This window comes from Mesorhizobium oxytropidicola (assembly GCF_056174625.1).
In genome coordinates this window covers 889,083-907,049 of record NZ_CM149692.1, presented here as the reverse complement: position 1 = coordinate 907,049, position 17,967 = coordinate 889,083, and the positions used below count along the sequence as shown (strand labels likewise).

Annotated in this window: 19 protein-coding genes and 1 pseudogene; 9 read left to right on the top strand and 11 right to left on the bottom strand. The window is 63.8% G+C overall.

The genetic code is table 11. The features are described from left to right. Positions 1-79: 79 nt before the first annotated feature. Entirely contained in the window at positions 80-874 is a 795-nt protein-coding gene (locus AC0V8S_RS04410) for a helix-turn-helix domain-containing protein (protein WP_475436945.1), read from the top strand. A 261-nt stretch (positions 875-1,135) separates the two neighbouring features. Further along, positions 1,136-2,512, top strand: a complete 1,377-nt coding sequence (locus AC0V8S_RS04405; protein WP_475436944.1) for an adenylate/guanylate cyclase domain-containing protein — start codon at positions 1,136-1,138, stop codon at positions 2,510-2,512. An 82-nt stretch (positions 2,513-2,594) separates the two neighbouring features. Here AC0V8S_RS04405 and AC0V8S_RS04400 read toward each other — a convergent pair whose 3' ends face one another. The 3 genes and pseudogenes from AC0V8S_RS04400 to AC0V8S_RS04390 form a co-directional block, all read right to left on the bottom strand. Then, complete coding sequence (locus AC0V8S_RS04400; RefSeq protein ID WP_475436943.1) at positions 2,595-3,422, bottom strand: C40 family peptidase; 828 nt, start codon at positions 3,420-3,422, stop codon at positions 2,595-2,597. A 55-nt stretch (positions 3,423-3,477) separates the two neighbouring features. Next, on the bottom strand, positions 3,478-4,422 hold the full coding sequence (locus AC0V8S_RS04395; RefSeq protein WP_475436942.1) for a CHAD domain-containing protein: 945 nt from the start codon (positions 4,420-4,422) through the stop codon (positions 3,478-3,480). Beyond that, positions 4,419-4,891: pseudogene (locus AC0V8S_RS04390) on the bottom strand (CYTH domain-containing protein). Before AC0V8S_RS04390 ends, AC0V8S_RS04395 begins: the two are co-directional and overlap by 4 nt. Before the next feature lie 90 nt (positions 4,892-4,981). On the opposite strand from AC0V8S_RS04390, the gene AC0V8S_RS04385 reads away from it, so the two are divergent. The 4 genes from AC0V8S_RS04385 to AC0V8S_RS04370 are packed head-to-tail and all read left to right on the top strand — an operon-like array spanning position 4,982 to position 8,725. Next, the gene (locus tag AC0V8S_RS04385; RefSeq protein ID WP_475436941.1) at positions 4,982-5,725 is read left to right on the top strand and encodes a CerR family C-terminal domain-containing protein; all 744 of its coding nucleotides are present in this window, start codon (positions 4,982-4,984) and stop codon (positions 5,723-5,725) included. Further along, a complete protein-coding gene (locus AC0V8S_RS04380; protein WP_475436940.1) occupies positions 5,722-6,675 on the top strand; it encodes an HlyD family secretion protein in 954 nt (317 codons plus the stop codon). The genes AC0V8S_RS04385 and AC0V8S_RS04380 overlap by 4 nt, the downstream gene beginning before the upstream one ends. Further along, positions 6,672-7,592 (top strand): ABC transporter ATP-binding protein, encoded by a 921-nt coding sequence (locus AC0V8S_RS04375; protein ID WP_475436939.1) that lies wholly within the window; start codon positions 6,672-6,674, stop codon positions 7,590-7,592. Before AC0V8S_RS04380 ends, AC0V8S_RS04375 begins: the two co-directional genes overlap by 4 nt. Beyond that, entirely contained in the window at positions 7,589-8,725 is a 1,137-nt protein-coding gene (locus tag AC0V8S_RS04370) for an ABC transporter permease (protein ID WP_183464505.1), read from the top strand. The genes AC0V8S_RS04375 and AC0V8S_RS04370 overlap by 4 nt, the downstream gene beginning before the upstream one ends. Before the next feature lie 123 nt (positions 8,726-8,848). On the opposite strand, the gene AC0V8S_RS04365 is transcribed toward AC0V8S_RS04370, so the two are convergent. Together AC0V8S_RS04365 and AC0V8S_RS04360 are read right to left on the bottom strand one after the other, a co-directional pair. Continuing rightward, entirely contained in the window at positions 8,849-9,088 is a 240-nt protein-coding gene (locus tag AC0V8S_RS04365) for a hypothetical protein (protein ID WP_183464506.1), read from the bottom strand. 81 nt (positions 9,089-9,169) lie between these two features. Continuing rightward, positions 9,170-9,466, bottom strand: coding sequence for a nickel-binding protein (locus AC0V8S_RS04360; RefSeq protein WP_475436938.1), 297 nt, complete (start codon positions 9,464-9,466; stop codon positions 9,170-9,172). A 158-nt stretch (positions 9,467-9,624) separates the two neighbouring features. Between AC0V8S_RS04360 and AC0V8S_RS04355 the strand changes: the two genes are divergently transcribed. Beyond that, positions 9,625-10,587 carry an AraC family transcriptional regulator gene (locus AC0V8S_RS04355; protein ID WP_475436937.1) on the top strand — a complete coding sequence of 321 codons (963 nt, stop codon included), beginning with the start codon at positions 9,625-9,627 and terminating at the stop codon, positions 10,585-10,587. 78 nt (positions 10,588-10,665) lie between these two features. Here AC0V8S_RS04355 and AC0V8S_RS04350 read toward each other — a convergent pair whose 3' ends face one another. Further along, entirely contained in the window at positions 10,666-11,649 is a 984-nt protein-coding gene (locus AC0V8S_RS04350) for a threonine/serine dehydratase (RefSeq protein ID WP_475436936.1), read from the bottom strand. Between the two features lie 185 nt (positions 11,650-11,834). Next, the gene (locus AC0V8S_RS04345) at positions 11,835-12,155 is read right to left on the bottom strand and encodes a hypothetical protein (RefSeq protein WP_183464508.1); all 321 of its coding nucleotides are present in this window, start codon (positions 12,153-12,155) and stop codon (positions 11,835-11,837) included. Positions 12,156-12,330: 175 nt separating this feature from the next. Here AC0V8S_RS04345 and mbfA point away from each other — a divergent pair, with 175 nt between their 5' ends. After that, complete coding sequence (gene mbfA, locus AC0V8S_RS04340) at positions 12,331-13,314, top strand: iron exporter MbfA (RefSeq protein WP_475436935.1); 984 nt, start codon at positions 12,331-12,333, stop codon at positions 13,312-13,314. A 401-nt stretch (positions 13,315-13,715) separates the two neighbouring features. On the opposite strand, the gene AC0V8S_RS04335 is transcribed toward mbfA, so the two are convergent. From AC0V8S_RS04335 to AC0V8S_RS04325, 3 genes are all read right to left on the bottom strand, one after another. Then, positions 13,716-14,060 (bottom strand): antibiotic biosynthesis monooxygenase family protein, encoded by a 345-nt coding sequence (locus AC0V8S_RS04335; protein ID WP_064985388.1) that lies wholly within the window; start codon positions 14,058-14,060, stop codon positions 13,716-13,718. Next, positions 14,057-14,389 (bottom strand): NIPSNAP family protein, encoded by a 333-nt coding sequence (locus AC0V8S_RS04330; protein ID WP_475436934.1) that lies wholly within the window; start codon positions 14,387-14,389, stop codon positions 14,057-14,059. The genes AC0V8S_RS04335 and AC0V8S_RS04330 overlap by 4 nt, the downstream gene beginning before the upstream one ends. 92 nt (positions 14,390-14,481) lie before the next feature. Beyond that, positions 14,482-14,697 (bottom strand): DUF1127 domain-containing protein, encoded by a 216-nt coding sequence (locus tag AC0V8S_RS04325; RefSeq protein WP_475436933.1) that lies wholly within the window; start codon positions 14,695-14,697, stop codon positions 14,482-14,484. 68 nt (positions 14,698-14,765) lie between these two features. On the opposite strand from AC0V8S_RS04325, the gene AC0V8S_RS04320 reads away from it, so the two are divergent. Next, on the top strand, positions 14,766-15,440 hold the full coding sequence (locus AC0V8S_RS04320; protein WP_475436932.1) for an ArsR/SmtB family transcription factor: 675 nt from the start codon (positions 14,766-14,768) through the stop codon (positions 15,438-15,440). 20 nt (positions 15,441-15,460) lie between these two features. Here the strand turns inward: AC0V8S_RS04320 and ligD are convergent, their stop codons facing one another. After that, positions 15,461-17,965 carry a DNA ligase D gene (gene ligD, locus AC0V8S_RS04315; RefSeq protein WP_475436931.1) on the bottom strand — a complete coding sequence of 835 codons (2,505 nt, stop codon included), beginning with the start codon at positions 17,963-17,965 and terminating at the stop codon, positions 15,461-15,463. Between the last annotated feature and the right edge of the window lie 2 nt (positions 17,966-17,967).

Here is a 17,967-nt window from a genome sequence, read left to right as displayed (position 1 = left end):
ATTTTCGATACTTTTACGAAAGCTCGATTACCGCTAGTATCGAATATCGATACGAAATTGCCGGCAAGAGGTGCATGCCATGAACGGTCTGATCTTCGAGGCGCTGAAGCGGACGCTGAAGGCGAAAGGTGTTACCTATCGCGAGCTCGCCGAACGCATGGGCGTTTCCGAGCCGACGGTGAAGCGCATCTTCCACGAGAAGAACTGCAAGCTCGACCGGCTGATGGAGATCTGCACCGCCGCCGGCGTCGAGCTGGAAAACGTGCTCGGCTCGATGAACCGCGGGCCGGGACCGGTCAACCACATCGCGCCGGAGATCGAGCGCAAGCTCGCCGGCCGTCCGGCGCTGCTGTTCATCTTCGTCATGCTGTCGGAAAAATTCACGCCCGAAGGCATCATGCGTTCGCAAGGCCTGAGCGAAGCCTCGATGTTCCTCTATCTGCGCGACCTCGAGGAGCTTGGCCTGATCGCGCTTGGCCGGGGTCTTTCGGCGAGATTACTGGTCGAGACGCCGATCCAGTGGAATTTCGAGGGCCCGCTGCGGCCGCTGTTCGAGATGACCAACAAGAATTTCATCGGCTGGGCCATCACCCATATCGAGAAGGAGGCGACCTTCGTCAGCTTCTCCAGGCGGATGCGGCCGGAGACGGCGGAGATGGTGCGCCGCGAGGCCGAAGAGCTGGCCGAGCGCGCCAAACTGCTCGCCCATCACGATCAGCACACGACGCCCGAGGATGGGCTCACCGGCTACAAATTTACGTTTGCCTTTGGCGCGACGCCGTTTCCGGCGATCATGCCGATCGGCCCGCACCCGCGTGATGCCGGTGCCCAACCCGCCGCTCCTGCAAAGGGACGCCGTCCCTTGCCGGCCTGACCAATCATTCCGGGCAGGATTGCATCTGGCGGCTGAGCTTGTCGCGCACCGCTCCGGCGGCGCCGACCGCCACCATTCGCCACCAATCTGCCGGCCGGACCAGCCATGCGATCAGCGATGCCGACCGCGCCCGTAGGGCGCGTTGGGATAGAACAGATCCGGCACCAACATTCATGATAGAATTCGCAGACTGATTTGCCAGACTGTAGAGGGCGGAATTGCCGAATGCGTGACACGTCCCCGCAAAATCGAAGTGATTCTATGCCGACCGCACCAACACTTGAACATCGCCGCTATTCGCGCCTGAAAAATTTGCGGGCGCGCGCAGAACGCCAGGGCGCTGCCTTGCAGTTCTGGGCGCGTACGGCATCGCTCGCTGTGATCTCCTGCTTCTTTTCATTGATCAGCCGCTGGGATGCCTCACTGCTCTTCGTGCTGGCGGGCCTCGTGCTGTTCCAGCTCGTCGGCCTGATCCAGTTTCTCTTTGCGCGCCGTCGCACGGCGCCATGGTGGATCGGTTACCTCGTCGGTACGCTGGACATCATTCTGTTGACCATTCTGCTGGTAACGCCCAACCCGTTTTCCCAGGAGGTCGCGCCGGCCGCGATGCAACTGCGCGAGGGCAGCTTCAAATTCCTCCTGATTTTCGTATGCCTTGGCGCGCTGACTCTTTCGACACGATTGGCGCTCTATCTCGGCGCGCTCGCGGCCTTCACGTGGACGATCGGGGTGGGATGGGTGATTTCTCACCCAGGAACCGTCATTCCGGCGACGAACCTCTATTCGCTGCCGATGAAAGAGCGACTGAACCTCTATCTCAACCCCAATTTCGTCGATACATTCGCGCAGGCGACCAACGTGTTGGTTGTCCTGATTATCGGCGCGATCATGGCGCTGGTCGTCTTTCGTTCCCGACGTCTGTCGGAAGACTATGTCAAGGCAGAGCGCGCCCGCGCCAATCTCGCCCGGCATTTTTCGCCCAACGTCGTCGACCAGCTCGCCACGGATGACGAACCCTTCGGCCCGGTCCGCCGGCAGGATATTGCGGTGCTGTTCGCCGACATCGTCGGCTTCACACACTATTCCGAGGATCATCCGGCCGAAGCGGTGTTCGAACTTCTGCGTCAGTTCCACCGTCGCATGGAGCAGGTCGTTTTCGATCACCATGGCACCGTCGATAACTATATCGGCGATTGCATCATGGCGACATTCGGGGTTCCGCTAGCCAGCCAGGACGACGCGACTCGCGCCATCCAGTGCGCTGAAGCGATGATCGCCGCTCTCGAAGACTGGAATGTGCAGCGTGTGTCCAGGGGATATCCGCCGCTGGACGTTCGCATCGGTGCACAATATGGCGCAGTCGTCATCGGCGCGGTCGGCAGCGAACGCAATCTGTCCTTCGCGGTGGTGGGCGACACCGTCAACGTCGCCAGCCGTTTGCAGGCGCTCTGCCGTGAGCTTCACGCGAATATTTGCTTTGGGTCACGACTGATTGAGGCCGCGAAGGCGGAATCGCCCGCGACACGGTTGAATGCGCGCGATCATGGACCGGTGAGCATCCGCGGCCGGGACGAACCGGTCCATGTCTGGGTCGAACGCAGAGCCGAAAACCAGGGCGCTGTTGCGGTTTCGGCATGATGTAAGGCCGCCATGTGAAACGCCTGCACCTCGGCCGAATAGGCCGCGCTGTAGCGGCATGTCCTGACCCAGGCCGAAGCCATCACGTGTCTGAGGCGATTGCTTCAGCCTTTGCGGCTTCGGCGTCTGTGCTTGCCTTGTCGTCCCAGACCATCTGCCGGTAGTCGAAACCATATTCCAACGTCGGCTTGACGATGCGGAAAAACGGCGACAGGTCGAAGTCGCGCGGCGTGTAGAGCGAGTGGTGGCGAATGTGCAGGATTTCCTTGCGCATGTAGGTGGACTGTGCCGAAGCGCGGCCGGGCGCGCGGGTGATCTCGGGCAGGATCGGGTAGTGGATCTGGCCATAGGCCTCGGCGATGAGCGAGGAGCAGATGGCCCGCGTCGGGTCGCCGGAGCCGAAGGCCAGCATGCGGCGGCGCCAGCGCACCGGCACCGGCGGCGTCGGAAAGAAATAGCGCAGCATGTCGAAAATGTTCTTGAGGTCGTATTTCAGGCCAAGCTTGCCGATCATGAAGGCGACGACATGATCGCGGTCCTCCGGCGCCAGCCCACTCGCCCGGCAGATGCGGGTGTTGTAGGTGCGATAGCGCGACAGGGGTACCGCCACGCAGCCTTCGCCGAGCGTCACCTCGATCAGCCGCGGCCGCTCCGATCCGTCTTGCGGCTCGGGCAAGGCATCGCCGACATAGAAGGCCGCGTGCGACCAGGTCGACTGGGTGAGGTACTTGATCGCCGCCGAGATCTTCTGGTTGCCCTCGACCAGCAGGATGTCGCCGGGTTCCAGCGTGCGGCGCAGCGTCTCGGCGTCGGACGGGGTGTAGGGCTCATAGCCAGAGGATTCTTCCTGCAGCCGGCCGGCGAGCCAGCGGCCAAGTCGATCCAGAAGCGTGTCGCCGGGCGCGGTCATGGTAGAGCGTGACTAGCACGGGCCGGTAGGCAAGTGCCAGCGCGCCGGCGCTTCGTCAGCCGGCGGCAGCGCTCGTCTCGTCGTGCGGTGCCGGGCTTGCCAGGTCGTCGCGCGCCTTGCGGGCGAGTTTCTTCGTCGAATGCTTGGGGCTGTCGCCGAACAGCTCGGCCGCCTCGGCAAGACAGGACTTCCTCAGGCTCTTTTCCGAGCGCTTCAACAGTTTGCCGAGAAGCTTTGTGTCCTCGCGCGGCCCCAGCGGCTCGTCGTCGGCCTCGAGCAGCGCGCGCATGACGAACAAATCATGCAGTTCGCCGAGCCGTTCGCCCAGTGCGTCGACCGCCTTGCGCCGCGCCTTGATCGGCGTCGGCCACAGCCTGCCCAGCAGCGAAAGGTGCATGCCATGCGTCTTGGCCGCCTTGCGCAAATCGTGGAAATCGTCGGCCCCGCCGCGCGCGCCGGCTCTGTCGAGCGCCTTCCTGGCGCGGCGCAAGGTGACGCGGGCGCCTTCGGCAAGCACGTCGGCCGCCTGTTCCGGCTGGTCGGGCAAGGCCAGGCTTTCGATCCGCTTCATGCCGTCTTCGCAGGCGGCGGTCGCCGCGCCGATCGCCGCTTCGAGGCCGGCGCCTTCATGCAGATCGTGCTGACGGGCGATCAGCCTGTCGCGCACGGCATCGAGCCCGCCATCGGCGCTTTCCTTGGGAAAATCCGCCGCCAGCCGGTCGATGGTCTCGATCAGCGCTGTCGCCTCGCGTGGGCCGGCAAGCAGCGCCGCCACATTGCGGTAGCACTGGTTTTCGGTCGTGCAGAATGTTTCGTCTCCGGAATGAACCAGGCGCAGCAAGGCACGCGCGCTCTTCAGCCGCTTGCGGCATTTGTGCAGTCCCTGCTCCGGCCGGCTGCGTGCCGCATCCAGATGCTGGAGTGCCTTGCCGATTTCCTCGCCAAGGATGCGTCTGACCTCGCCGGTCAGTGGCAGGCGCGGGTCGATGCGAAAGCTCATGCGGCGATCTCCGGTATCCCCCGAGGGCGAGCGACGCGTTGTAGAATTTCTGCTCGCCGGTCACTTCACGGCCGAGCCAGTCAGGCAGCATTTCGTCCGGCACATCCTCCGGAGTCTCGAGTTCGGCCACCACAAGTCCCGCGAGTGCGCCGCCAAAGACATCGACTTCATAGAGATAGCCGCGATGCCTAACATGGTGACGTGTCTTCTCGATGACACGCCCAACGGCGAAGTCCAGCATCTCCACCGCCTCGGCAAGCGGGATTGGATATTCGAATTCGTCGCGCTCGCGCCCCCTGCTGCCGAATTTGAGCGTCAGCTCGGCGGAAACGCCGTCGCTGATGCGGATGCGGACGGTCCGACCAGGCGCGGTGGCGAGATAGAACTGGAGGATGCGGATATCCGCCTCGACCAGGCCCCGCCATGCGGTGCTGGAGACCAGGAACTTGCGCTCGACTTCCTTGCCCATGGCCGCGCACTAAAGCGTTTGCCGCGGGCGATGGCAAGACAACTCTGCACACAAGTTGACTTTAATCAATCGATTGATTAAAGTCTGGCCATGATCAAGCTGCCTGACACCAAAAATCCACGCCGCGAGACCTCTCCGGCAGATCTGACGCGTGCCGCTCTCGTCCGCGCGGCGCTGAAACTGTTCGGCCGGCAAGGTTTCGACGGCACCTCGACCCGCGAAATCGCGGCGGAGGCGCAGGCCAATATCGGTTCGATCGCCTATCATTTCGGCGGCAAGGAAGGCCTTCGTGCCGCCGCCGCCGACTATATCGTCGAAACCATCCAGACAATCGCCGGCCAAGCACTGGGCGCCGGCCAGGCACTGGGCACCGGCCCGGCCGCGCCGGCGAGCGATCCAGAGGCGGCACGGGCGCAGCTGTTCGCGGCGCTGGAGCGGATGGGCGGCTTCATCCTGGCGCAGCCGCGGGCCGGCGAGATCGTGCAATTCGTGCTGCGCGAGATGTCGCATCCGACGACCGCGCTCGACCGCATCTATGACGGCGTGTTCGAGCCGACGCATCGCCGGTTGTGTCTGATCTGGGAGCAGGCGACCGGCGAGCCGGCCGAAAGCGAGCGGACCCGGCTCACCGTGTTCACCCTGATCGGCCAGGTCATCTATTTCCGCATCGGCCGCGAGGCGGTGATGCGCCGCATGGGCTGGCACGACATCGGCGCCGCCGAGGCCGCCAAGGTCGTGGCGGTCACGACGGACAATCTCAGCGCCATGCTGGCCGCCCGAATGGGATCAAAACCCGCAATGGGATCAAAACCCCCAAGTGGATCAAAAAAATGAGTTTTCTCTGCTCCTTGCCGCTCGCCGCTCAGCTCTTCGGCGCTTGTACGCCCGCCGCTCCGCTCGCCGTCGGCTATGTCGAAGGCGACTATGTGCTGCTGGCGCCCATCGAGGTGGCACAGGTCGATACGGTTACCGTGAAGCGCGGCGATCGCGTCACGCCGGGCACGCCCGTAGTGACATTGGAAAGCGCCGACGCCAAGATCGCGGTGGCGCAGGCGCAGGCGAGCCTCGCCCAGGCGCAAGCGCAGCTCGCCGACCTGCAGGTCGGCAAACGGCCGGAAGAAATCGCCGCACTCAAGGCGCAGCTCGACATGGCCAAGGCGCAGGCCGACGATGCCAAGCGCAAATACGACCGCGCCGCCGACCTGTTCAAGCGCGGCACCGGCACGCAAGCCGATTACGATACCGCCTCGGCGACGCTGGAGACGGCAGAAGCCCAGGTCGGCCAGGCCGAGGCCAATCTCGCGGTCGGCGGCCTGCCGGCGCGCGCCGAGACGATCAAGGCCGCCGACAATCAGGTCAAGCAGGCGCAGGCAGCACTCGAGCAGGCTCAGTGGCGGCTGTCCAAGCGCACGCTCGCCGCACCCTCGCCCGGCCGCGTCAACGACGTCATCCGCAATCCCGGCGACACGGCCGGCCCGACCGCGCCGGTCATCTCGATCCTGCCTGACGGCGCGGTGAAGCTCAGCGTCTACATACCGGAGGCCGCCTTCTCGTCGGTCAAGATCGGCAGCCTCCTTAGCGTTCATTGCGACGGCTGCGGCCCGGACGTGAAGGCGCGCGTCAGCTATGTCTCGCCCGATCCCGAATTCACCCCGCCGGTGATCTATTCGCTCGAGAACCGGCAGAAGCTGGTCTATCTCGTCGAGGCGCGGCCGGAGGGCGATGCGGGCCCACTGCAGCCCGGCCAGATCGTCGACGTCGATCTTGCGGAAACGGCAAAATGAACGCCATTGACGTTCATGGCCTGGTCAAGCGCTTCGGCGACAAGACCGTCGTCGACCATGTGACGATGTCGGTCGCCGAGGGCGAGATCGTCGGCTTCCTCGGGCCGAACGGTTCTGGCAAGACCACCACCATCCGCATCATGTGCGGCCTGCTGACGCCGGACGAAGGCGAAGGCACGGTGCTGGGCTTCAACATCCGCACGGAGTCGCTCAGGATCAAGCGCGAAGTCGGCTACATGACGCAGAAATTCTCGTTCTACGAAGATCTGACGATCGGCGAGAACCTCGAATTCGTGGCCCGGCTCTACCAGCTGAAGCCGGTAGGCGAGTACGTTGCGAGGACGTTGGAAGAGCTCGGCCTGACCTCGCGCCGCAACCAGCTGGCCGGCACGCTCTCCGGCGGCTGGAAGCAGCGACTGGCGCTCGCCGCCTGCATCATGCACAAGCCGAAGCTGCTTCTGCTCGACGAGCCGACGGCCGGCGTCGACCCGAAGGCGCGGCGCGAATTCTGGGACGAGATTCATCGCCTCGCCAGCGGCGGGCTCACCGTGCTGGTCTCCACCCACTATATGGACGAAGCCGAGCGCTGCCACCGCATCAGCTACATCTCCTACGGCAAGATGCTGGCCACAGGCACCGTCGCCGAAGTGGTGAAGAATGCCGGGCTGACCACCTTCGTGGTGCAGGGCCCGCGGCTGGCCAAGGTGGCCGAAGAGCTGCAGGGCCGCCCCGGTGTCGACCAGGTGGCGCCGTTCGGCGCCACGCTGCATGTCGTCGGTTCCGACCGGAAGAAGCTCGAAGCAGCGCTTGCCGATGTCGAGAAGGAGCATAAGGGGGTGACCGTCGCGCCGGGCGAAACCAGCCTCGAGGACGTCTTCATCCAGTTCATGTCGGGGTCGAAGGACAACATGGCATGAACAGCATCTTCTCCTTCGCCCGGCTTGGCGCGCTGCTGATCAAGGAATTCATCCAGATGCGGCGTGACCGCATCACCTTCGCCATGATGCTCGGCGTGCCGCTGCTGCAGCTGGTGCTGTTCGGCTTTGCCATCAACAACGATCCGAAGGGCTTGCCGACGGCGCTGGTGGCGATGAGCAACGACCAGTATACGCGGGCCATGGTCTCGGCGCTGCAGGTGACGGGCTACTATCGTTTCGACCATGTCACCGAGAGCGCCGAAGAGGCGGAATTCCTGATGGCACGCGGCGATGTTTCCTTCGTCGTCACCATCCCGGCCGACTTCGCCAGCCGTGTCGAGCGCGGCGACAATCCGCAGATCCTGATCGAGGCGGACGCGACCGATCCCTCGGCGGCGAGCGGCGCCATTTCCACGCTGAGCACGGTGGCGAGCCAGGCGCTGCTGCGCGCGCAGGGGATGCAGGCAGCTGCCGCCGAGGATGCCAGGCAGCAGCTGCAGGTGGTGGTGCACCAGCGCTACAATCCCGAAGGCATTTCGCAATACAACATCGTGCCCGGCCTGCTCGGCGTCATCCTGCAGATGACCATGGTGATGATGACGGCCATGGCGCTGACCCGCGAAACCGAGCGCGGCACGATGGAAAACCTGCTCGCCATGCCGTCCAGCCCGGCCGAGATCATGCTGGGCAAGGTGCTGCCCTTCCTCGTCGTCGGCGCGGTGCAGGTCGCGGTGGTGCTGGTGGCGGCGAAGCTTTTGTTCGATATCCCGTTCGTCGGCAGCCTGACGCTTCTGTTGTCGTCGGTGCTGGTCTTCGTGCTGTCGCTGGTGCTGCTCGGCTACACCATTTCGACCATGGCCCGCTCGCAGATGCAGGCGATGCAGCTGACCTTCTTCTTCTTCCTGCCGTCGCTGCTCTTGTCGGGCTTCATGTTCCCCTATCGCGGCATGCCGGGCTGGGCCCAGGCGCTGGGCGAAATCTTCCCGCTGACGCATTTCCTGCGCATCACCCGCGCGGTGATGCTGAAGGGCGCCGACTTCCATGCCATCGCCACCGAGATCGGCTGGCTGGTCGTGTTCGTGCTGGTGTTCGCCGGCACCGCGCTGTTGCGGTTCAGGCGCACGCTGGATTAGAATCAAAACCCATTCACTCTGAACGACCGAATTCGAATATTCCTGCTTTCGAAAGAAGGTCCGGAAATCCAGCTTAAAAAGCGGCGAGCAAGCCCGCCGCTTTCCAAAATGCGCCGCCTGCCGTCAGTGCTCAAATTGCGGCTTGATACTGTTCGTCGTTGGGATTTCCGCCTTGTCGCCCGTCGCCATGGCATGGCTGCCCATGATGGCCGTGTTCCGCACTGTGATGGACTGGGTGTGGAACTCGGCGGCGCCGGCAGACGCCTTGGTGCTGTTGGTGGATCCATAGTGGTCGCTTCCGCCTGCGGCAAACGCGGTGCCGGCAGCAACTAGAAACGCGGCTGAAAGAGCAATCGTTCTCATGGTGAACTCCATTGTCAGGTTGTGAGGTAGAGCGGCGGACGCTCCGACCAGGTCGGAGCCGCCGCTCCAAATTTCTCTGGGTCAGGCGACCGCTTTCTCGGGGTCGGCGCGAATGATGACCGTGTCCATGACCGGCAGGGTCTCGTCCGCTGGCATGCCGACGCGGCTGGCGTGCTCCTTGATCGACTGGGGATCGCGAGCTTGGTAGATGCAGACGGTGCCAAGCCGACCGTCGGCCTCCTTGACCACGTAGCTGCGAATCCAGCGGACGCGGTCGGGCATCTCCTCATTGCCGATGCGGCCGGATTTCTCGGCCGCGGCCTTCAGCTCGACCGGATTGCCCCAGGCGGTCCTGCGGCGGATGACATAGAGATCCATGGTCTTCTCCCTGGTTTGTGGATCGAATTGGCCGTGAGACGGTGCTTTCCCTGAAGTCGCCGGCGACGTCCAATGGCCTATTAGCTATAGTGCCGCGTTCGGGGCTTGAATGACCGGGCCGCCGGAACACTTGACCGACTGACGGAAGGGAATTGATCTTGGACGCGCTTGGGGAAGTGCTGCGTGCCGTCAAAATGACGGGCGGCGTTTTTCTCGATACCCATTTCACCGCACCTTGGTGCGTGTCAGCCAGGTTCACTTCGGACCAGTGCCGCCCTTTCCTGACCGACGCCGTCCAGATCATCGCCTATCATTATGTCGTCAGCGGCCGCATGCTGGCCACTGTCGAAGGCGAGAGCCCGTTCGAGGTCCGCGCCGGTGAAACGGTGGTGTTGTCCCGCAACGACCCACACCTGCTCGGCAGCGCCCTGGATATGCGCCCGGTCGGCACCGAGCATCTCATTCAACCCGGAGAGCGCGGCGGCCTTGCGCGAATCGTTCACGGGGGAGGTGGCGAGCCCACGCGGCTCATCTGCGGCTTTCTCGGCAGCGACGAGCAACGCAATCCGCTGATTGCCACGCTGCCACGGATGTTGAAGGTCGACATGGTCACGGCGGGCTCAAGCGACTGGATCGAGGCCTCTCTAAACTTCGCCCTCAAGGGCCTGCAGGAGGGCCGGGTCGGCTCACCGGCGGTGATGTCTCGCCTTTCGGAGTTGATTTTCGTCGAAGCCGTGCGCAGCTACGCGGCGTCGCTTGTGCCAGAGCAAAAGGGATGGCTCGCCGGCATGCGCGACCCGGCCGTGGGGCGCGCGCTCGCCCTGATGCACGCAGGGGTGAACCTTCACTGGACCGCGGAGCAGCTGGCGCGCGAGGTTGCGCTCTCCCGCTCGACTTTCTCCGATCGTTTTGCCGGCCTCGTCGGGATGCCGCCTATGCGCTATCTCACCGCCTGGCGCATGCAACTCGCCAAGGAGCAGCTGCGCAGCGGCCATCGGTCGATCGCGCAGGTGGGCTATGAAATCGGCTACCAGGCGGAGGAGGCTTTCACCCGCGCCTTTAAGCGCGAATTCGGAATGCCGCCCGCGGCATGGCGGAAGGCAAAGCAGCTACTGGGATGACGTACACAGGAAGATTCCGCGCCAATCTGCGCACGCAGGTAGCGGCCCGACGCCGTTGCATCGCGGCCAATCGCGACTTTATGCCGCCGCCATGATCCCGGCATAGGTGCCGAAATCGACATTGCCGCCGGACAGCACCACGGCAACACTTTTGCCCGACAGCTCGATCTCGCCCGAAGACAGCGCCGCCAGCGCGACACAGCCACCGGGTTCGACCACCAGCTTGAGATAGGCCATGGCATCGCGCATCGCCTGCGCCGTCGCTTTGTCGGAGACGGCAATGGCGCCGGCGAGGTTCTTGCGGTTGATTTCGAAGGTGATGGCGCCCGGCTCGGCGGTCAGGATCGCGTCGCAGATCGAGCTGTGACCCGGCTCGTTCGAAACCCGGGCGCCGGCGGCGAGCGAGCGTCGCGTGTCGTCGAAATGCTCGGGCTCGACCGCCCACACCGCGGTGCCGGGCGAGGCATCCTTGACTGCGACCGAAATCCCGCTCGACAGGCCGCCGCCGCCGCAGGGGATGACGACCGCGTCGAGGCTGACGCCGAGCGCCTTGGCCTGTCGCATGAGTTCAAGGCCGATCGTGCCTTGCCCGGCAATGATGGCCGGATCGTCGAAGGGCGGCACCAGCACCATGCCCCTGTCGATATAGGGGCGAACCACACTCATGCGGTCATCGCGAAAACGGTCGAAGGGCACCACCTCGGCGCCCATCTTGCGGACATTGCCGATCTTCATCGCCGGCGCGTCCGCCGGCATGGCGATGACCGCCTTGACGCCGAACATGGCGGCGGAGGCGGCGACCCCTTGCGCATGATTGCCGGAGGAGAAGGCGACGACACCACGGTTGCGCTCCTCTTCGCTCAGCGACGACAGCTTGTTGTAGGCGCCGCGGAACTTGAACGAGCCGGTGCGCTGCAGCGTCTCCGGCTTGAACAGGATACGCCCGCCGAAGCGCCTGTTCAGTTCCTGCGATTCGATCAACGGGGTTTCGACGATCAAGCCGGAGAGGCGGGCTGCGGCGGCATGGATGTCGGCGATGCCGGGAGGGGTGGTAGCGGTCATGCGAGGTCCAGCAAAAGAAAGTTGCGTCCTCGCATGATGCCCGCAAAGGCACATGGCACACCAATGAAAAAATGTGACCGTTACAATGTTGGAAGGGGCACTGCCGGCGAAGCTGCCAATCTCCCCTTGTGGGGGAGATGTCCGGCAGGACAGAGGGGGGCGCTGTCCCGCCGACATCTCTAGTTTCACCCCAACAACGTTCGCTCCCTCTTGCTCCCACCCAGCTTGCGCCAATTGTTGAAGCGATGTGTCGCGGCGGCAAACGAGATCTTCATCTGCTGCGACACCGAATAGCGCGACTTGCCTTCGTCGAACATGCGGTAGCAGCACTCGACGCCCTCTTCGGTCAACTTGCCGTCCGGCGCCTTGTTGTGCGGATTGGCGGGGTCGAATTTTTCGACCTGCTGCTCGACCAGGCCCTTGAGGCGCTGCAGATCGGCCTCGATGCTGACGATGAGATCGAGAACGGGTTTCGGGTCGAAATGCTGTGCGTGCGGCTTCGTCATGCGCTTGATCCTCATTCTTGTCTTAGGTTCAGCTATATAGGTGAAGCTTCGCCAATAAGGAAGGAGCGAGGCCGCTCGAGCGCTTCAACAATTCTTGAACCTGGCCAAGCACGCGGTTGACCTTGGGCATGCCAAACCCTAGTTTAGAATTATTCTAAACTAGGGTCATTTCCTCATGCTTTCCCGCGTTTTCGGCTTCGGCCGCCGCCCCTTCGAATCGCTCTCCGAACAGGAGATCCTGGCACTTGCCATTTCATCCGAGGAAGATGACGGGCGCATCTACCGGGCCTATGCCGACGGGCTGGCGGAAAGTTTTCCGCAATCGGCAAAAGTGTTCGAGGAGATGGCCGAGGAAGAGGACGGCCACCGCGACTCCCTGATCGAGCTCTTCCGCAAGCGGTTCGGCGAGCGCATCCCGCTGATCCGGCGCGAACATGTGAGAGGTTACTATGAGCGCAAGCCTGACTGGCTGGTGAGGCCGCTCGGCATCGAGCATGTGCGCCGCCAGGCCGAGGCGATGGAGCAGCAGGCCTACCGTTTCTATGTCGAAGCGGCCAAGCGCACCACTGATGCCTCGACCCGGAAACTGCTCGACGAGCTGGCGGCGGCCGAGCAGGGGCACGAGAACTCGGCGCAGCGGCTGGAGCAGAAGCATGTGCCGGGCGACGTGAAGGATGAAGAGGCCAGCGCCGAACAGCGCCAGTTCATCCTCACCTATGTGCAGCCGGGCCTGGCCGGACTGATGGACGGTTCGGTGTCGACGCTGGCGCCGATCTTCGCCGCCGCCTTTGCCACGCATGACACCTGGCAGACGCTGCTGGTCGGCCTTGCCGCCTCGATCGGCGCCGGCATTTCGATGGGCTTCACCGAGGTCGCGTCCGACGACGGCAAATTGTCGGGCCGCGGTTCACCGGTCAAGCGCGGCCTGACCGTCGGCATCATGACGACGCTCGGCGGTCTCGGCCACGCACTGCCCTATCTCATCCCGAGCTTCTGGACGGCGACCGCCGTCGCCGCGGTCGTGGTGTTCTTCGAACTGTGGGCCATCGCCTTCGTCCAGAACCGCTACATGCAGACCCCCTTCCTGCGCGCCGCCTTCCAGGTGGTTCTGGGCGGCGCGCTGGTGTTCGCGGCCGGCGTGCTGATCGGGAATGCGTAGCTTCTTCCTTCCCCCTCGTGGGGCTACGCTATGCACACATTTCCAAGCAACTGGTCTTTGGCGATAGCGTGCATGGCAGCTTGGCGCATGCATTGTCTTATGTTGCGCTGGTCGACCCCCACTCCGTCTCGGCTTCGCCGAGCCACCTGCCGGGGCGAGCCACGGGTCTCGCCCGTCCTTCGGACCCCCCGATCGACGGGGTAGAGGAAAGGCGCCAAGCTTTTTGCCGTCAACGCTCGTCCAGCAATGCTCCCTTCCTTTCCCTCCGGAGGGGGGAAAGGTGGCGCTGCGAAGCAGCGACGGATTGGGGGAACCACGTGGCAATCACGCCTCGGGCCGATCAGTCACGCCAGTCACAGAAGATGCGTGGATAGCGTAGCCTTGTGGGAGAAGGAAGAAACTCACCCATTCACCGCCCGGCTATCCGCCGGCGCCTCATCCCTCTCCGTCAGCCCATAATCCCTCACCACATGCGCGATGCGCAGTCGATAGCCGGCAAAGATACCGCCGCGCCCGGCCTGCTGCGCCTGCCGGTGCTCTTCCGTGTTGCGCCAGGCCTTCACCGCGTCCTCGTCGCGCCAGAACGACAGCGACAGAATGCGGTTTGGGTCGGCCAGGCTCTGAAACCGTTCGATCGAGATGAAGCCGTCAATGCCGTCGAGCAAGGGACGGAGATTGGCGGCGATGCCGAGATAGGCATCGCGTTTGCCCTCCGCCGGTTGGACCTCGAAGATGACGGCGATCACGGCAGCACCAGCTTGGCGTGCTGCCCGGAGACGTGTTTCAGGAACATGCGGTCCTCCTTGAGGATGAATCGTTCACGCTTGGCGAATTCATAGTTTGCCTTGCCGGCGGGATCGGCGGCAAGCCGGGCGCGATAGGCCTCATAGGCCGCCAGGTTCTCGATGTTGTAGGCGGCGTAGGCCGTCGTCGCCGACCCTTCGTGCGGGGCATAGTAGCCGATCAGATCGGCGCCGCAGCGCGGAATGGCCTGGCCCCAGTTGCGGGCATACTCCTCGAAGGCGGCCTTGCCGAACGGGTCGATCTCATAGCGGATGAAGCAGGTGATGGTCATGGTCGTCTCCTTTGGGTTGTGTTTTCACGCCGATGGTTCGAGCCGCGTCGAAACGTCGTGCCGCCCGATCTGCTAGGCAATTCCCTTGCGAGTCATGCCCGCCAAAAGGACTTCGCGCATTCGCGGCGCACGTCTTCCCTGGTCAGGCCGAGGTCGCGCAGCAGATGGTCGTCGATCTCCAAAAGATCGCGGCGCTGCAGATGGCGGTCATACCAGCGGGCCAGCAATCGCGAGCGGACCCAATTGATGAATGGAAATGATTGGCGGCGAGGGAACGGTACGGGGGTGAGGGCGGTTCGTGTGGTCATCGTCGTCTCCTTGATCTGATCGGAGAATAGTGCTTATCTGACAAGAATGCTTCGATGAGGAACGAACTATGCGTGAAGGACCTGATATCGCCCGCATCGCCAGCCTGGTAGGCGATCCGGCCCGCGCCAACATGCTGAACGCCCTGATGGGCGGCACGGCACTGACCGCGAGCGAACTGGCGCTGGAAGCTGGCGTGTCGCTGCCCACCGCCTCGTCACATCTGTCGAAATTGATGGAGGGCGGGTTGCTGACCTTGGCCAGTCAGGGCCGCCATCGCTACTACGGCCTCGCCGGGCCGCAAGTGGCCGGCATGATCGAGGCCATTACCGGTGTTGCGGAAGCCGTTGGCCCCAAACGCGTGCGGCCAGGCCCGCGCGATGGAGCCATGCGCGTCGCCCGCGTCTGCTATGATCACCTCGCCGGCGAGCAGGCGGTGGCGATGCTCGATCGCCTTGTCGATAAAAACATACTGGTCCGCGACGACCAGGAGATCAGGCTCGGCCCGTCGGCGGCATCGCATTTTTCCGCCATTGGCATCGATGTCGACGCCAAACCGCGCCGCCCGGTCTGCCGCGCCTGCCTCGACTGGAGCGTGCGCCGCTCGCACCTCGCCGGCACGCTGGGCGCCGCCATCCTCGACAAGATACTCGCCGAGAAATGGGCTCGCCGCGAAAAGGACAGCCGCGCGGTGGTGTTTTCGCCGCCGGGGAGACAGGCGTTCGAGAGGGTGTTTTTGAGCTGAGGGCCGGGGCTCCAGTAGGCTCAGCCCCGTTTCAACACCTTCCCCTGCTCGAAAAACCCCTTCCACGGATCGACTTCCGCCAGCTTCGCCAGCGTCGTCTTGTCGCCGATCGGGAACGCATTCGGCGCCAGCCCGGCCTCGATCTCGGCCCAGGTCACCGGCATCGACACGGTGGCGCCCTTCTTGGCCCGTGACGAATAGGTCGCGACCGTCGTCGAGCCCCGTCCATTGCGCAGATAGTCGACGAAGATTTTTCCGGTGCGCGCCTTCTTAGACAGCGTCGCCGTGTAGCGGTCTGGGGCACCTTGTTCGAGCGCCTTGGCGAAATCATGCGCGAAGGTTTTTACCGCCTTCCAATCCGCCGATGGCTTCAGCGGCACCAGCACATGATAGCCCTTGCCGCCCGAGGTCTTGACGAAATTCGGCAGTGAAAGCTCGTCCAGCTTGCCCCTGATATCGAGCGCCGCCTCGCGCACCGCTTTCACCTCGACGCCTTCATCGGGATCGAGATCGAAGATGATCTGGTCGGGCTGTTCAAGCTTGTCGATCGTGCAGCCCCAGATGTGGATCTCGACCACGCCATACTGGACGAGTGCCGCGACCCCGTCGAAATCTCGGACGAACAGGATCTCCTCGCCGTCCGTCGGGTCTTTCATGCGGGCGATCTTGTCGCTCATGCCGGCCGAGGCGTGTTTCTGGAAGAAGCGCGGGCCGCCGACGCCGTCCGGCGCCCGCACCAGGCTGAGCGGCCGGTTGACGACGAACTGCTCCATGCGCGGCCAAACCTGCGCGTAATGGTCCAGCAGGCCCTGCTTGGTGATCTTTTCCTCGGGCCACAGCAGCTTGTCGGGATGGGAGAGTTTGACCGTGGTCATCGCCCCGGCGGATTTACCGGCGCTGCTTGATGCCGGTTCGGCCTTGGTCGCGCTCCTTGCTGTCGATGCCTTTGGCTTTTCCTGCACCACATCCTCCGCCGGCTTGTCCTCGCGCAGCCCCTGGAATGAGGCATGGCGTATTATACGGTCCGATGTCCAGCTGCGGAACTCCACTTCGCCGACCAGTTCCGGCTTGACCCAGACCAGGCCCTTGCCCTTCGGCACGGCCTTGTCGAAAGGCGAAGCCGTCGCCTTCAGCGCGTCCAGTTTTGTCTTCAGCTCGGTGGCGCCCTTGGCGGAGAAACCGGTGCCGACACGGCCGGCATAATGCAGTTTGCCGTCCTCGTAATAACCGGCCAGCAGCGAGCGCAGCCCGCGCCCGGTTTTGTCCGACGGCAAATAGCCGCCGATGACGAATTCCTGCCGCGCCGTGCATTTCGACTTCACCCAGGTCGGACCGCGCCCGCTGCGGTAGGGCGCATCGGCGCGTTTGGAGACGACGCCTTCCAGCCCCATCCGGCAGGCATGCTCCAGCATGATCTTGCCGGGCTCGGAAAAGTGGTCGGAGAAACGCACTGCCGAATTCTCGGACTGCTTGCCAAGCAGCTCCTGCAGGGCCTGTTTGCGCTCGACCAGTGGCTCGGCGCGCAAATCCTTGCCGTCAAGCCGCATCAGATCGAACACATAGTAGAGGAAGCGGTTTGTCCGCTTCGCCGACAAATCCTGCTGCAGCAGCGCGAAGGAAGAGACGCCGCTGTCGGCGAGCACGACGATCTCGCCGTCGATGATCGCGTCGCTGCATTTCAGCCCGGCGAGTTCAGCAGTGATCTCGCTCCCAAACTTGTCCGTCCAGTCGAGGCCGGTGCGGGTCAGCAATCGCACATCGGTGCCGGCGATCTGCGCCTGCATACGATAGCCGTCGAATTTGACTTCGTGCAGCCAGTCCTTGCCCGACGGTGCGTCCCGCTCCAGCGTGGCAAGTTGCGGTTCGACGAAGTCGAGTTTCCGAGTTGCGGCCTTCGCCTTGCCGGCGGCCGGCTTGTTGGAATGCCAGACTTTCGGCTTCTCGCCCTTGGCAGCTTTGCCCTCGCCGACCTCTTCGATCGTCAGGCCCGACTTCACCGATTCCGGCGCCTCCTTCAAAATGTCCTCGCCCGGGCGCGCCGCGGCATCGTCCGACTTGATCAACAGCCAGTTGTCGCGTTTTTCGCCCGCCCGCGGCTTCAGCCGCACCAGATGCCACAGCCCATGCAGCTTGTGGCCCTTGAGCTCGAAACTGATATGGCCTTTCTTCATCGCCTTGGCCGGGTCGATCTCGGGCAGCCATGTGCCCTCGTCCCAGACGATGACCGAGCCGCCGCCATATTCGCCCTTGGGAATCGTGCCCTCGAAGGAGGCATAGTCGATTGGATGGTCCTCGACATGCACCGCCAGCCGCTTCTCATGCGGATCGAGGCTCGGGCCGCGCGTCACCGCCCAGCTCCACAGCACGCCGTCATGCTCGAGGCGAAAATCGTAGTGCAGTCTCGTCGCGGCATGTTTCTGGATGACGAAGATGCCGCCGGCTTTCGTGCCGCGAGCAACCTTGCCGGCCGGCTCCGATGTCTTCTTGAAATCGCGCTTGGCGTGATACGGCTCAAGGCTTGCCATGG

Coding starts and splice junctions, on each gene's coding strand:
- AC0V8S_RS04365 (WP_183464506.1), bottom strand. CDS start 9,088: ATGAGAACGATTGCTCTTTCAGCCGCGTTTCTAGTTGCTGCCGGCACC.
- AC0V8S_RS04330 (WP_475436934.1), bottom strand. CDS start 14,389: ATGACCATCACCTGCTTCATCCGCTATGAGATCGACCCGTTCGGCAAG.
- ligD (WP_475436931.1), bottom strand. CDS start 17,965: ATGGCAAGCCTTGAGCCGTATCACGCCAAGCGCGATTTCAAGAAGACA.
- AC0V8S_RS04370 (WP_183464505.1), top strand. CDS start 7,589: ATGAACAGCATCTTCTCCTTCGCCCGGCTTGGCGCGCTGCTGATCAAG.
- AC0V8S_RS04345 (WP_183464508.1), bottom strand. CDS start 12,155: ATGACGAAGCCGCACGCACAGCATTTCGACCCGAAACCCGTTCTCGAT.
- AC0V8S_RS04385 (WP_475436941.1), top strand. CDS start 4,982: ATGATCAAGCTGCCTGACACCAAAAATCCACGCCGCGAGACCTCTCCG.
- AC0V8S_RS04405 (WP_475436944.1), top strand. CDS start 1,136: ATGCCGACCGCACCAACACTTGAACATCGCCGCTATTCGCGCCTGAAA.
- AC0V8S_RS04350 (WP_475436936.1), bottom strand. CDS start 11,649: ATGACCGCTACCACCCCTCCCGGCATCGCCGACATCCATGCCGCCGCA.
- AC0V8S_RS04325 (WP_475436933.1), bottom strand. CDS start 14,697: ATGACCACACGAACCGCCCTCACCCCCGTACCGTTCCCTCGCCGCCAA.
- AC0V8S_RS04410 (WP_475436945.1), top strand. CDS start 80: ATGAACGGTCTGATCTTCGAGGCGCTGAAGCGGACGCTGAAGGCGAAA.
- mbfA (WP_475436935.1), top strand. CDS start 12,331: ATGCTTTCCCGCGTTTTCGGCTTCGGCCGCCGCCCCTTCGAATCGCTC.
- AC0V8S_RS04360 (WP_475436938.1), bottom strand. CDS start 9,466: ATGGATCTCTATGTCATCCGCCGCAGGACCGCCTGGGGCAATCCGGTC.
- AC0V8S_RS04400 (WP_475436943.1), bottom strand. CDS start 3,422: ATGACCGCGCCCGGCGACACGCTTCTGGATCGACTTGGCCGCTGGCTC.
- AC0V8S_RS04320 (WP_475436932.1), top strand. CDS start 14,766: ATGCGTGAAGGACCTGATATCGCCCGCATCGCCAGCCTGGTAGGCGAT.
- AC0V8S_RS04380 (WP_475436940.1), top strand. CDS start 5,722: ATGAGTTTTCTCTGCTCCTTGCCGCTCGCCGCTCAGCTCTTCGGCGCT.
- AC0V8S_RS04375 (WP_475436939.1), top strand. CDS start 6,672: ATGAACGCCATTGACGTTCATGGCCTGGTCAAGCGCTTCGGCGACAAG.
- AC0V8S_RS04395 (WP_475436942.1), bottom strand. CDS start 4,422: ATGAGCTTTCGCATCGACCCGCGCCTGCCACTGACCGGCGAGGTCAGA.